The organism is Pseudonocardia sp. P-1 (assembly GCF_058111925.1).
Genome location: NZ_CM176614.1, coordinates 298,487 through 310,861, shown reverse-complemented (window position 1 = coordinate 310,861; position 12,375 = coordinate 298,487). Strand labels below are relative to the sequence as shown.

The 12,375-nt window shown below is 73.5% G+C and carries 14 protein-coding genes and 1 pseudogene; 6 read left to right on the top strand and 9 right to left on the bottom strand.

The window, feature by feature from the left end:
- Positions 1-16: 16 nt before the first annotated feature.
- Positions 17-964, top strand: a complete 948-nt coding sequence (locus AC0GKK_RS01500) for a LysR family transcriptional regulator (protein ID WP_405417022.1) — start codon at positions 17-19, stop codon at positions 962-964.
- A gap of 52 nt (positions 965-1,016) precedes the next feature.
- On the opposite strand, the gene AC0GKK_RS01495 is transcribed toward AC0GKK_RS01500, so the two are convergent.
- Complete coding sequence (locus AC0GKK_RS01495) at positions 1,017-2,042, bottom strand: LLM class flavin-dependent oxidoreductase (RefSeq protein ID WP_073574829.1); 1,026 nt, start codon at positions 2,040-2,042, stop codon at positions 1,017-1,019.
- An 88-nt stretch (positions 2,043-2,130) separates the two neighbouring features.
- On the opposite strand from AC0GKK_RS01495, the gene AC0GKK_RS01490 reads away from it, so the two are divergent.
- Positions 2,131-2,640: a copper chaperone PCu(A)C domain-containing protein gene (locus tag AC0GKK_RS01490; protein ID WP_208823744.1), complete on the top strand. Its 510-nt coding sequence runs from the start codon at positions 2,131-2,133 to the stop codon at positions 2,638-2,640.
- Positions 2,641-2,646: 6 nt separating this feature from the next.
- On the opposite strand, the gene AC0GKK_RS01485 is transcribed toward AC0GKK_RS01490, so the two are convergent.
- The 5 genes from AC0GKK_RS01485 to dop all read right to left on the bottom strand — a co-directional run bounded on the left by AC0GKK_RS01485 (position 2,647) and on the right by dop (position 6,883).
- Positions 2,647-3,126, bottom strand: a complete 480-nt coding sequence (locus AC0GKK_RS01485; RefSeq protein WP_062395116.1) for an SRPBCC family protein — start codon at positions 3,124-3,126, stop codon at positions 2,647-2,649.
- A 35-nt stretch (positions 3,127-3,161) separates the two neighbouring features.
- Entirely contained in the window at positions 3,162-3,977 is an 816-nt protein-coding gene (prcA, locus tag AC0GKK_RS01480; RefSeq protein ID WP_208823746.1) for a proteasome subunit alpha, read from the bottom strand.
- Between the two features lie 40 nt (positions 3,978-4,017).
- On the bottom strand, positions 4,018-4,905 hold the full coding sequence (gene prcB, locus AC0GKK_RS01475) for a proteasome subunit beta (protein ID WP_083474099.1): 888 nt from the start codon (positions 4,903-4,905) through the stop codon (positions 4,018-4,020).
- Positions 4,906-5,069: 164 nt separating this feature from the next.
- On the bottom strand, positions 5,070-5,267 hold the full coding sequence (locus tag AC0GKK_RS01470) for a ubiquitin-like protein Pup (RefSeq protein ID WP_020626587.1): 198 nt from the start codon (positions 5,265-5,267) through the stop codon (positions 5,070-5,072).
- 107 nt (positions 5,268-5,374) lie between these two features.
- A complete protein-coding gene (gene dop / locus AC0GKK_RS01465; protein ID WP_178373948.1) occupies positions 5,375-6,883 on the bottom strand; it encodes a depupylase/deamidase Dop in 1,509 nt (502 codons plus the stop codon).
- A gap of 109 nt (positions 6,884-6,992) precedes the next feature.
- Here dop and AC0GKK_RS01460 point away from each other — a divergent pair, with 109 nt between their 5' ends.
- Both AC0GKK_RS01460 and AC0GKK_RS01455 read left to right on the top strand, forming a co-directional pair.
- A complete protein-coding gene (locus AC0GKK_RS01460) occupies positions 6,993-7,550 on the top strand; it encodes an NUDIX hydrolase (RefSeq protein WP_489882965.1) in 558 nt (185 codons plus the stop codon).
- 167 nt (positions 7,551-7,717) lie between these two features.
- Positions 7,718-7,912 (top strand): hypothetical protein, encoded by a 195-nt coding sequence (locus AC0GKK_RS01455; RefSeq protein WP_062395124.1) that lies wholly within the window; start codon positions 7,718-7,720, stop codon positions 7,910-7,912.
- A gap of 102 nt (positions 7,913-8,014) precedes the next feature.
- Here the strand turns inward: AC0GKK_RS01455 and lpdA are convergent, their stop codons facing one another.
- Together lpdA and AC0GKK_RS01445 are read right to left on the bottom strand one after the other, a co-directional pair.
- Positions 8,015-9,418, bottom strand: a complete 1,404-nt coding sequence (lpdA, locus tag AC0GKK_RS01450; protein ID WP_489882964.1) for a dihydrolipoyl dehydrogenase — start codon at positions 9,416-9,418, stop codon at positions 8,015-8,017.
- Positions 9,419-9,427: 9 nt separating this feature from the next.
- Positions 9,428-9,946, bottom strand: coding sequence for a MarR family winged helix-turn-helix transcriptional regulator (locus AC0GKK_RS01445; protein WP_346107370.1), 519 nt, complete (start codon positions 9,944-9,946; stop codon positions 9,428-9,430).
- A gap of 90 nt (positions 9,947-10,036) precedes the next feature.
- Here AC0GKK_RS01445 and AC0GKK_RS01440 point away from each other — a divergent pair, with 90 nt between their 5' ends.
- On the top strand, positions 10,037-10,594 hold the full coding sequence (locus AC0GKK_RS01440) for a YceI family protein (RefSeq protein WP_346107368.1): 558 nt from the start codon (positions 10,037-10,039) through the stop codon (positions 10,592-10,594).
- 76 nt (positions 10,595-10,670) lie between these two features.
- Positions 10,671-10,898: pseudogene (locus tag AC0GKK_RS01435) on the top strand (DUF6597 domain-containing transcriptional factor); the annotation flags it as partial.
- Positions 10,899-11,400: 502 nt separating this feature from the next.
- Here the strand turns inward: AC0GKK_RS01435 and AC0GKK_RS01430 are convergent.
- The gene (locus AC0GKK_RS01430) at positions 11,401-12,360 is read right to left on the bottom strand and encodes a LysR family transcriptional regulator (RefSeq protein ID WP_489882963.1); all 960 of its coding nucleotides are present in this window, start codon (positions 12,358-12,360) and stop codon (positions 11,401-11,403) included.
- Positions 12,361-12,375 lie beyond the last annotated feature (15 nt).

The following is a 12,375-nucleotide window of genomic DNA, read 5'->3' as shown; positions in this document are numbered from 1 at the left end:
CGATAAGCTGTGCTGTGTGATCTCCTGGGACCGGCTGCGGGTGTTCGACGCCGTCGCCGAGCACGGTTCGGTCGGCGCCGCCGCGGCCGCGCTGCACATCACCGGGCCCGCGGTGACCCAGCAGCTGCGCAAGCTCGAACGTGAGACCGGCGCCCGGCTCGTCGAACCGGACGGGCGGGGGATCCGGCTCACCGCGGCCGGGCACGTGCTGGCCGGGCACGCGGCCACCGCGGCGGCGACCGTCGCGGGCGCCGAGCGCGACCTCGCCGCCCTGCACGACGACGCCGCCGGACCCCTGCGGATCGGCTCGGTCGCGAGCGCCCTGCGGACCCTGCTGCCCGAGGTCATCGACGGACTGGCCGCCGCGCACCCCCGGCTGGTCCCCACCGTCGACGACGGCGAGGTCGTCGACCTGCTGCCCGCGCTGCAGTCGCGCGACCTGGACGCGGTGCTCATGGAGAGCTGGACCCAGCGTCCGGCCCGGCTGCCCGCGGGGATCCGGGTGACCGCGCTGGCCACCGAGCCCGCGATGCTCGCCGTCCCCGCCGACGACCCGCTCACCGGGCCCGACCCGGTGCCGCTGCGCACCCTGGCCGGGCGGGTGTGGACCTCCGGCCCGGTCGGCACCGAGCCCTACGAGGCGCTGCTGCAGCTGCTGCGCGGCGTCGGGACCGAACCGGACATCCGCTACCGGGTCGGCGACTTCGCCACGCAGCTGGCGCTGGTCCGTGCGCGGCTCGCGATCGCGCTGGTCCCGGGCATGGCGGTGGCGGGGTCCGCGGTCCCCGGCGGCACCGGCCCGGTCCCGGTCACCGCCGACGACGGCGTGCGCCTGCTGCCCTGCCGGCCCGCGGCGGGCCGCTCACTGGTCCTGGCCACCCGCGGGTCCGACGCCGACCTCCCCGCCCTGCGCGCCCTGGTCGACGGCCTGCGCGCCGCGGCGGCCCGCATCATCCCCGCCTGAGTCCCGGGGCCGCAGCCACTCCCTCCGGCCGCCGGGGGGAGTGTGGGTCCGCTCAGGCGAGCATGTCGCGCACCATCGGGATGACCCGGGTGCCGTACAGCTCGACCGCGCGCAGCCGGGCGGACACCGGCTGCGGCCCGACGGTGTAGATCAGGTCGAAGCGCTGGGCGCCCAGCGAGCGGATCGAGTCGGCGATGCGGCGGGCCACCGTCTCGGGGGACCCGACGTGCAGCGCACCGCCGGAGACCTCGGCCTCGAACCGGGCGCGGTCCAGCGGCGGCCAGCCGCGCTGGGCGCCGATCCGGTCCATCTGCGCCTTGTACGGGGCGAAGAAGATCTCCTTCGCCTCCTCGTCGGTGTCGGCGACGAAGCCCGGCGAGTGCATGCCGACCGGCTTCGCCGCGTGCCCGAACTGCTCGACGGCGCGGTGGTAGAGGTCGACGTAGGGCGCGAACCGTCCGGCCGGGCCGCCGATGATGGCGAGCATCAGGCCCAGGTCGTGGCGGGCGGTGCGGACCACCGACTCCGGCGAGCCGCCGACCCCGACCCACACGGGCAGCCGGCGGCCGGTCGTCGGGAAGACCTCGACGCCGTCGAGCGCGGCGCGGGTGGCGCCCCGCCAGGTCACCGGCTTCTCGTCGAGGAGCTGCACGAACAGCTCCAGCTTCTCCTCGAACAGCTGCTCGTAGTCGTTCATGGAGTAGCCGAACAGCGGGAAGGACTCGGTGAACGAGCCGCGGCCCACGATGACCTCGGCACGGCCGTCGGACAGCGCGTCGAGGGTGGCGAAGCGCTGGTACACCCGCACCGGGTCGTCCGAGCTGAGCACGGTGACGCCGGAGGACAGCCGGATCCGGGAGGTACGGGTCGCGATCCCGGCGAGCACCGTCTCCGGGGTGGTGATGGCGTACTCGGGGCGGTGGTGCTCCCCCAGCGCGACGACGTCGACGCCGGCCCCGTCGGCCAGCACCACCTCGTCGACGACCTGGCGGATGGCCTGCGGGTGCGACAGCGGCGTGCCGTCGTCGCCCACCGGCACGTCGCCGAAGGTGTCCATGCCGAAGACGATGTCGCTCATCCGCTCCCCCAATATGGTTGATTCTTCAACCAGCATGCCACGGAGACGGACCGTGCGTGGACGGGCCCGGAACGGGGAACCCGGGCACATGCGACGTACCGCGCCCGCACTGCTGGCCCTGTTCCTGCTCGCGGGGTGCGGCACCGCCGCACCCACCGTCGACCTGGACGACCCGATGGGCACCGCGGGCGACGCGGTCGCCTCGATCGGCACGATCGAGATCCGCGACGCGGCCATCGCACCCGCCGACGACGCCGAGGGCGGGATCGCCCACCCCGCCGGCTCCGACGTCGGGCTGCGCCTCGTCGCGGTCAACAGCGGCGACACCGCCGACCGGCTGGTCTCGGCGAGCTCCCCGCTGGCCGAGGACGTCGCCGTCGGCGGCGAGCAGGCCCTGCTCGGCGGCGCGACGCTGCTGGTGGGGGACACCGGGTCCACCGTCCCCGCCGGCGCGGCGTCGGTCACCCGGGCCACGGTGACCCTCGACGACCTGCGCCAGGCACTGTCGGTCGGCCCGACCTACCCGGTCACCCTCACCTTCGAGCGCGCCGGGTCGATCACCCTGGAGCTCCCGGTCGACAACCCGGACCGCGGCTGAACCCGCTCAGCGCTCGCGCGCCCCGAGGCGACGCAGCAGGTTGGCCGCGAACCGGTCCCCGGTCGCGTCCATCGTCGCCTTCATCGTCCGGGTCACCACCGGCGCCGCGAGCCGCGACAGCGGCATGTCGACGTCGACGGTCAGCGAGATCTCCAGATGCGTCGCCGGCGAGCCGTCCGGCTCCGGGTCGGCGTCGCTCAGCGCGTAGTAGCCCTCCGCGCCCGCCCACTCGCTGACTCCGGTGGGCGGCGCATGGGTGAACTCGATCCGCTTGCCCTCGACGAAGGTCATCCGCTCGGTGAACACCGGTTTGATGCCCACCCCGAGCACCGCGATCCGCACCATGTGCCAGCGCCACAGCTCGTAGCCGTCGACGGCCGCGTCCCGCGCGGAGTCGGCGTCGATCCGGTTGAGCAGCGGCGTCAGCGTCGGCAGCACATCGGGATCGGTCAGGACGCGCCAGACGTCGTCTCGCGAGGCCGTCACGACGGCCTCGGACGCGGTGGTCGCGGAGAAGCGGGTCAGGACGCCCCGTCCCCGCCCAGTGCCCCACCGGCGGCCGGGGTGTCGTCCCCGCCCGCCACGTCGGGCTCGGGCTCCTCGGTGCCGCGGTTCGCGGCCGGGAGCAGGTCGGCCAGCGCCGCACCCTCGAGACGGCGGAAGGTCCGCCGTGGCCGGGTCCGGTCGAGCACCGCGACCTCGAGCGCCTCGGCGCCCAGGACCCGCGGCTGCGCGTTCGCGCCGTTGCCGGGCGACGCCGGGTCCGCGCCCGGCACCTGCAGCCCGCCCAGCGCCACCTCGATCGCCGCGCCCAGCTCCAGGCCGTACTCGTAGGTCTCGGACAGCTTCTGCGAGATCGGCTCGGTCTGACCGCCCATGACGACGAAGCGCGGCTCGTCGGTGATCGACCCGTCGTAGGTGATCCGGTACAGCTGGTCCCCGGCCGCCTCGACGCCCACCTCGGCGACGCAGAGCTCCACCTCGAAGGGCTTCTGCTGCTCCACGAACGCGGTGCCCAGCGCCTGGGCGTAGGCGTTGGCCAGCATCCGGCCGGTCACGTCGCGCCGGTCGTAGGTGAACCCGCGGAAGTCGGCCATCCGGATCCCGCCGGTACGCAGGTTCTCGAACTCGTTGTACCGGCCGACCGCGGCGAAGCCGATCTTGTCGTAGATCTCGGAGACCTTGTGCAGCGCCGTCGACCGGTTCTCCGCGACGAACAGCACGCCACCGGCGTAGGTCAGCACGACCACGCTGCGGCCGCGCGAGATGCCCTTGCGGGCCAGCTCGGAACGGTCGCGCAGCAGCTGGTCGACGGAGGAGTAGAACGGCATCGTCATGGGGAGGCGCTCCAGGCTCGTGCTTCGTGCGGGGAGGGTGTCAGCGGGACGGACCGCCAGGGCGCTCCCGGCGCCCGGCGATCACCTGGTCGACGACGGCGGCGATCTCGGCGTCGTCGCGGCGCACGGCGCCCTCCGCGGTGATGCCGACGACCACCGGGTAGATGCGCCGCACCGTGTCCGGCCCACCGGTGGCGGTGTCGTCGTCCGCGGCGTCGTAGAGCGCCTCGACCGCGGTGCGCACCGCGCCGTCGAGGTCCGCGGCCGGGTCGTGCAGCTTCTTCAGCGACGACTTCGCGAACACCGAGCCGGAACCGACCGCGTGGAAGCCGAGGTTCTCGTCGTACCGGCCGCCGGTCGGGTCGAAGGTGACGATCCGGCCGGCCTGCGCCGGGTCGGCGGCGTCGGTGTCGTAGCCCGCGAACAGCGGGACGACGACGAAGCCCTGCATCGCCGCGCCCAGGTTCTGGCGGACCATGCCGGCGAGCTTGTTGGCCTTGCCGTCGAGCGAGAGCGGGACGCCCTCGAGCTTCTCGTAGTGCTCGAGGTCGACCGAGAACAGCCGGACCATCTCCAGCGCGATCCCCGCGGAGCCGGCGATGCCGACGGCGGAGTGGGTGTCGGTGACGAACACCTTCTCGATGTCGCGCTGGGCGATCACGTTGCCCGCGGTCGCGCGCCGGTCACCGGCGATCACGACGCCGCCGGCGAACAGCAGCGCGACGATCGTGGTGCCGTGCGGGACGCCCAGGGCGTCGGCGGAGGTGCCGGGACCGGCTGTCCGGTCCAGGCCCGCGCCGGGGAGCAGGTGCGGGGCCGCGCCGCCGACGAAGTCGGAGAACGACTGCGACCCGGTCAGGAAGGTGCCGAGCTGACCCGTGTGGTGCCCGGGCACCAGCCCGGAGGTGACCGACGGCCGGAACTCCATCTCTCGGACGTGCCTTTCGTTCGAACTGCGTGCGCCGGTGGTCCCGCTCCCCCACGTCGGCGGGGTCCGCGGCCCTTCCGGCACGGCCGGGCCCGCAGGTGCGGACCCGGCCGGGACGGTACTGCTGGTGCCGGGGTGCGGCAGGGTGAGTGGCCTCGTGGGGCTCACTCACCGCCCTTCTGCACGTAGGACCGCACGAAGTCCTCCGCGTTCTCCTCCAGCACGTCGTCGATCTCGTCGAGGATGGTGTCGACGTCCTCACCGAGCTTCTCGCGGCGCTCCTGACCGGATCCGGACGCGTTCTCCCCGGACTCGTCGTCTCCGTCGCCGCCACCCTGGCGCTTGGTCTGCTCCTGGGACATGACGCCTCCTCCTCGCAGAGTTGCCTGCAGGTTCACCCTACCCACCGGGGGCGACAAAATCGCCTGTTGCGCAGCGGCGTGTGATCCGCTCCCCCCGGCGGGCGGGCTCAGGAGGCGGTGAGCTTGTCGACCAGCTCCTCGGCCGTCGACACCGCCTCGAACAGCTCCCCCACGTGCTTGCGGGTCCCGCGCAGCGGCTCGAGTGTCGGAATGCGCACCAGGGACTCGCGGCCCAGGTCGAAGATCACCGAGTCCCAGGACGCGGCGGCGACCTCGACCGGGAACCGGCCCATGCAGGTGCCGCGGAAGTAGGCGCGGGTGTCCTCGGGCGGCTCGGTCATCGCCGCGGCGACCTGCTCCTCGGTGACCAGCCGGCGCATCGACCCGCGGGTGACGAGCCGGTTGTAGAGACCCTTGGCCAGCCGCACGTCGGAGTACTGCAGGTCGACCATCCCGAGCCGGCCCGACGCCCAGGTCAGGCCGTCGCGCTCGCGGTAGGCCTCGAGCAGCTTGAGCTTGGCCGTCCAGTCGAGCCGGTCGGCGGTCAGCATCGGGTCGCGCTCCAGGTCGACCAGCACCGACTCCCACTCCTCGACGACCTCGCGGGTGTCGGGGTCCCACTCCTCGCGGCGCGGGGAGACGGTCTGTTCCATGTGCTCGACCGCGCGGGCCAGGTACTCCTGCTGGATCTGCACCGCGGTGAGGTGACGGCCGTCGGCCAGCGGGACGGTCCGCTGCAGCGTCGGGTCGTGGCTGATCCGCGAGACCGACTTCACCGGCTCGGCCAGGCGCAGGTCCTCGAACGAGCGCCCCTTCTCGATCATGTCGAGGACCAGGGCGGTGGTGCCGACCTTGAGCAGCGTCGAGATCTCGGACAGGTTCGCGTCGCCGATGATGACGTGGAGGCGGCGGTACTTGTCGGCGTCGGCGTGCGGCTCGTCGCGGGTGTTGATGATGCCGCGCTTGAGCGTGGTCTCCAGTCCGACCTCGACCTCGACGTAGTCCGAGCGCTGGGCGATCTGGTAGCCGGCCTCGTCACCCTGCTGACCGAGGCCGACCCGGCCGGCGCCGCAGACGACCTGGCGGGTCACGAAGAACGGGGTGAGGCCGGTGACGATCGACGGGAACGTCGTCGTCCGGGCCATCAGGTAGTTCTCGTGGGAGCCGTAGCTGGCGCCCTTGCCGTCGACGTTGTTCTTGTAGAGCTGCATCCGCGGCGCGCCCGGCACGGTGGCCGCGCGGTTCGCCGCCTCCAGCATGATGCGCTCGCCGGCCTTGTCCCAGGTCACGATGTCGCGCGGGGACAGGACCTCGGGAGTCGAGTACTCCGGGTGGGCGTGGTCGACGTAGAACCGGGCGCCGTTGGTGAGGATGACGTTCGCCGCGCCGAGGTCGTCGAGGTCGGTGTCGAGCTGCGGCGCCAGCGACGGCGCCGACAGGTCGAACCCCCGGGCGTCGCGCAGCGGCGACTCCACCTCGTAGTCCCAGCGCGCCCGGCGGTTGCGGGGCACGTCCGCCGCGGCGGCGTAGGCCAGCACCACCTGCGTCGAGGTGACGACGGGGTTCGCGGTGGGGTCACCGGGCACGGCGATGCCGTACTCCACCTCGGTGCCCATGATCCGGCGGGCCGTCACGACCGGCCCCCTGCGCGAGAGTGCATTGCACGAGACTAACCGTCCGCGCCCCCACCCGGGGTGCACCGCGGCCCGGCGGGATCATCGTGGCGTGACCGATCCCGCACGTGAGCGCCTGACCGTCTTCGACGCCGGTGGCACGCCCACCGGCGTCGCCGAGCGCGGCGAGGTCTACGCGCGCTCGCTGTGGCACGCCACGACGGCGGTCCTGCTCCGCTCCGCCGACGGCACGCGGGTCTACGTGCACCGTCGCACCGACACCAAGCTGGTCATGGCCGGGATGTGGGACTGCCTCGCCGGCGGGGTCCTCGACGAAGGCGAGACCCCCGACGCGTGCGCCGCCCGCGAGCTGGGCGAGGAGCTCGGCGTCACCGGCGTGCCGCTGGAGAAGCTGGCCGTGGTCGCCTTCGACGCCGACGCGCTGGGTGTCGACACCGGGCCCGGCACCGGCCCGGACGGTCTGCGGGCCCACGTGCACGTCTACCGCGCCTTCTCCGACGGCCCGGTGACCCACCAGCCCTCGGAGGTGGCCGAGGGCAGCTGGTGGACCCTCGACGAGCTGGCGGCCCGGATCGGCGCGCCGGACCGGGCCTGGGTCCCCGACGGCCTGTACGTCACCCGCCTGCTGCTGGCCGACCTCGTCCGTTAAGGTCCTCGGGCCAGCGCGTTTACCAGTGGGTAACATACGTCACCCACATCGGTACCTGAATCGGTCGACACCGGGCGGGTCGCGCGACGCCACCCCGGGAAGGGCCCAGCGTGGAGCCTCCCCCGACGCCCACCACGCCCACCACGCGACAGTTCCAGGAGTCACCCATGGTCAGCATCTCGGTCTCGGCCCGTTCCCTCGCCGCCGCCAGGCTGATCGATCCCGACGTCAACACCGCCGCCGTGCAGGCCGCGGTGGAGGCGGCACTGGCCGCCGAGCGCCACGAGCAGCGCGCCGCCGCGGGCTCCACCACGCGTCGCGAGCACACCGCCCGCCGCGAGCCGGACTCCCGCCGGTCCTGACCCTCCCCGCCCCGCCGGCGGGTCCCCGTGCACCCGGAGGCGGGGCCGGACAGCGCGACGGGCCCGCTTCCCGGGTGGGACGCGGGCCCGTCGCGGCCGTGATCAGAAGTTGATCATGTGGCCGGCCAGGCCGTGGATCGCCTCCTGCAGGCACTCCGACAGGGTCGGGTGCGCGTGCACGTTGCGCGCCATCTCGTGGACGGTCAGATCCCACTTCTGGGCCAGGGTCAGCTCGGGCAGCAGCTCGGTCGCCTCGGCGCCGATGATGTGCCCGCCCAGCAGCTCGCCGTAGGTGTCGTCGGCGATCAGCTTGACGAAGCCGGCGGGCTCGGCCATGCCGTGCGCCTTGCCGTTCGCGGTGAACGGGAAGGTCGCGGTGTTGACCTTCCAGCCCTTCTCGTCGGCCAGCTCGCGGGCCTCGGCCTCGGTGTAGCCGAACGACGCCACCTGCGGGTTGCAGAAGGTCGCGCGCGGCATCATCTTGTAGTTCAGCTCCTGGGTCTCGGCGCCCGCCAGGGTCTCGGCGGCGACGATGCCCTGCGCCTCGGCGACGTGGGCGAGCATGAGCTTCGCGGTGACGTCACCGATCGCGTAGACGTGCTCCACGCTGGTGCGCATGTAGTCGTCGATCTCGATGGCGCCGCGCTCGGTGAGGTTCACGCCGAGCTTGTCGAGGCCGTAGCCGTCGACCCGCGGGGCGAAGCCGATCGCCTGCACGACCTTGTCCGCGCGCAGCTCCTCGCTGCCCTTGGACGAGGAGACCGAGACGGTGACGCCCTTGCCGTCGTCGGTGATGGACTCGACCTTCGTGGAGGTCCGCACCGTCACGCCGAGCTTCTTGTAGGCCTTGAGCAGCTCCTTGGACACGTCCGCGTCCTCGAGCGGGAGCAGCCGGTCCAGGTACTCGACGATGGTGACGTCGACGCCGTAGTTGGCCAGCACGAACGCGAACTCGACGCCGATCGCACCGGCACCGGCGATGATCACGCTCTCCGGCAGCTCGCGGGTGAGGATCTGCTCCTCGTAGGTCACGACGCGGTCGGACAGCTCGGTGCCCGGCAGCAGCTTGACGGTGGAGCCCGCAGCGATGATCACGTCGTCGTAGGTGACGGTCTCGTTGCCGCCCTTCGACAGCTCGACCTCGATCTCGCCCGGCTTGGTGAACCGGCCGAACCCGTCGAGCTCGGTGATCTTGTTCTTCTTCATCAGGAAGTGCACGCCCTTGACGCGCCCGTCCGCGACCGAACGGCTGCGGTCGAAGGCGGCGCCGAAGTCGAGCGACACCTCACCGGACAGACCGAAGGTCTTCTGCTCCTTGGTGACGATGTGCGCGATCTCGGCGTTGCGCAGCAGCGCCTTGGAGGGGATGCAGCCCACGTTGAGACAGACACCGCCCCAGTACTTCTCCTCGATCACCGCCACACTGCGGCCGAGCTGGGCAGCACGGATGGCCGCCACGTATCCACCGGGTCCGGCTCCGAGTACGACGACGTCGAAATGAGGCATGTGCCCAGCCTAGGACGCCTGGGCCGGGTCCGGGCCGTCCGGTCCCGAGTCCCGGGTCACGGGCCACTCCCCGCCACCGGACAGGTGCGCGACGACCGCCTCGCACGCCTCGCGCAGCCCGGCCTGCTGGGCAGGGGTCAGCCCGTCGAACACCGCCTCGCGGACGCTCTCGACGTGGTCCGGGGCCGCACCGGCCAGCACCTCGAAGCCGCGGTCGGTCAGCCGGGCCAGCTGGCCGCGGCGGTCGGTGGGACAGGACCGCCGCTCGATCCAGCCCGCCTCCTCCATCCGGGCCACCGCGTGCGACACCCGGCTGCGCGAGGACAGCGCGGAGTCCGCGAGGACGCTCATGCGCAGAGTGCGGTCCGGCGCCTCGGACAGGCGGACCAGGATCTCGTAGTACGCCTGGGGCATCCCCGCCCCGGACTGCAGCCGTCGCTCGACCTTGTCCGACACCAGCCGCTGCGCGGCGAGGAACGCCCGCCACGTCCGCTGCTCCTCGTCGTCGAGCCAGCGTGTGTGACCCACAGCACCCTCCGAAACATTTGAGCGTTTCTCTTGTTGTCCCTAGTATCGCTCTCAACAAGTGAAAGTTCAACCATCTCGCGAGGAGACATCATGACCACGGCCACCACGATCCCCGGCTACGTCGTCGGCACCTGGGACATCGACGCGGCGCACTCCGACGTCTCGTTCTCCGTCCGTCACATGATGGTCAGCAAGGTCCGCGGGCGCTTCACCGGCGTCTCGGGCGAGCTCGTCACCGCGGAGAAGTTCGAGGACTCCAGCGTCACCGCGACCGTCGACGCCACCTCGCTGACCACCGGCCAGGAGCAGCGCGACGGCCACATCCGCTCCGCCGACTTCTTCGACGTCGAGAAGTACCCGGAGTGGGCCTTCCGCTCCACCGGCCTCACCGCCAAGGGTGAGGACTTCGTCCTGGCCGGCGACCTCACGATCAAGGGCGTCACCCGTCCCGTCGAGTTCGACCTCGAGCTGGGCGGCTTCGGCCCGGACGCCTACGGCGGCACCCGCGCCGGCTTCACCGCCACGACCACCGTCAAGCGCTCCGAGTTCGGGGTCGACATCGAGCTGCCGATGGACGGTGGCGGCGTCGTCGTCGGCGACAAGATCAGCGTCCTGCTCGAGATCGAGGCCGTCCTGAAGACCGCCTGACCGCACCCTCGCACGCCTGCGCGACCCCGGACCGCACCCGCGGCCCGGGGTCGCGGCGCGTCCGTAGCCTGACCGTGTGCGCAGCTACGCCGAGACGCCTCCCACCGGGCCGCTGCGCGCGGTCGTCGAGGTGGCCTGGCGGGCGCACACCGGTACCGCGCCGCACACCCAGCGGGTCCTCCCCGACGGCTGCATGGACCTGCTCCTGTCCGGCGGCCGGGCGGTCGTCGCGGGTCCCGACACCGCGGCGCACCTCGCCGGCTCGCCCGCGGGCGGCGTGACCACCGGCCTGCGCTTCCGCCCCGGCGCCCTCCCGGCCCTGCTGGGCGTCCCGGCCGACGCGCTGCGCGACCGCCGGGTCCCGCTCGCCGACGTGCTCGACCCCGGCCGGCGACGGCTGCTCCGGCCCACCCCCGCCGACGACGGCGACGGCGACGCCGCGTGGCTCGCCCGGCTGGCCCTCGCCCTGCAGGCGGCGGCGGTGGACGACCGGACGCCCGCCCCGCTCCCCCGTCCCGCGCTGCGCGCCCTGGCCGGGGGCATGCCCGCCGCGGAGCTGGCCGACCGGCTCGGCGTCACCGGACGCACCCTGCACCGCCGCTGCGTCGCCACTCTCGGGTACGGACCGGCCGTCGCACGGCGGGTGCTGCGCTTCCGGGCCGCGGCCGCGCTGCTGTACGACGGCGTCCCCCGGCCGCCGTCGCCGCCCGCACCGGCTACGCCGACCAGCCCCACCTGTCCCGCGAGGTCCGGGCCCTGGCCGGGGTGGCCCCCGGTGCCCTCCCGGTCGCCGTCCGGCCGGGCTCCTAGGCCCGGTCCCCCGTGCCGAGAGGCGCGACCGGTGCCGCCCACCGCGCGTGCGCCGGCAGGGGCGGCCGTACCGACGCCCCGGTCAGCAGCCCGGCGAACGCGGACGCGGCCGGGACGGGGCGGCGTCCACGCGGGAGCACCAGCGCGATCCGCCGCCGGACGACCGGATCGGCGAGCGGGACCGCGGCCAGTCCGGCGAAACCGGTGAGCGGCACCACCAGCCCGGGCACGGCCGTCACGCCGAGGCCGGCCGCGACGAGCCCCGCGACCGCGGCGATGTTGCGGGCCGCGACGCCGCGCCCGGGGCGGCTGCCCGACTCGGCCAGCGCCCGGTCCACGTGCTGGCGGATGCTCGTGGACGCGTCGAAGTCGACGAACTCCTCGCCGTCGAGGTCGGTCCAGCGCAGCTCCGGGCGCCCGGCGAGCGGGTGACCGGGAGGCAGCAGGGCGCAGAACCGGTCGGCGGCCACCGGGGTGACCAGGAGGTCCTCGGGGGCCCGGCCGTGCACCACGGTGACGGCGAGGTCGGCCCGGCCGGAACGCACCCGCTCGGTGACCTCGTCGGCGAGGGCGTCGGAGATCTCCGGGCGGACCCCCGGGCGGCGGTGCAGGAACGCCGACACCACCCCCGGGAGCAGGATCGCCGCGAGGGACGGCAGCGTCGCGATCCGCACGGTGCCCGCCTGCCCGTCCAGGACGTGCTCGACGTGGCGCAGCTCCGCCGCGACCCCGTCGAGGGCCCGGCGCGCGGCCGCGACGACCGCCGCGCCGGCCGGGGTCGGTTCCAGGCGGCGGGTGGTCCGCTCGAACAGCCGCGCCCCGAGAAGCCGCTCGACCTCGGCGACCGTGCGGCTCAGCGAGGGCTGCGCAGTCCGCAGCACGGCCGCGGCCGCGGTGAATCCCCCCGCGTCGTGCACCGCGACCACCGTCCTGAGCTGCTGCAACGTCAGATCCATGTCGCCACCGCATCA